The sequence below is a fragment of the Pseudomonas persica genome, from assembly GCF_900291015.1.
In the GTDB taxonomy this organism is placed as follows: Bacteria; Pseudomonadota; Gammaproteobacteria; order Pseudomonadales; family Pseudomonadaceae; genus Aquipseudomonas.
The window spans coordinates 1-253 of the sequence record NZ_OLKL01000251.1; the positions used below are offsets into that span (position 1 = coordinate 1).

At 65.6% G+C, this 253-nt stretch carries 1 protein-coding gene; it reads right to left on the reverse strand.

Features of this window, described 5'->3' with window-relative positions:
• Positions 1 to 253 (reverse strand): DNA gyrase subunit A (locus FQ664_RS26460; RefSeq protein ID WP_306109839.1); only part of this gene is annotated, 253 nt, incomplete at both ends.

Below are 253 nucleotides of genomic sequence, written 5' to 3' on the forward strand. Positions count from 1 at the left end.
GCGTGACGATCTCTGCCTCGGTCGGGTAATCCGGCCCCTGGATGTGCTCGCACAACTGCTCGACGGTTGCCTTGGGCTCATCGAGCAGTCGCACACAGGCACTGGCCACCTCTCGCAGGTTGTGCGGCGGCACGTCGGTGGCCATGCCCACGGCGATACCAGTGGTACCGTTGAGCAGGATGTTGGGCAGGCGCGCAGGCAGCACGGCTGGCTCCTGCAACGTGCCATCGAAGTTCGGCACCCAGTCCACGGT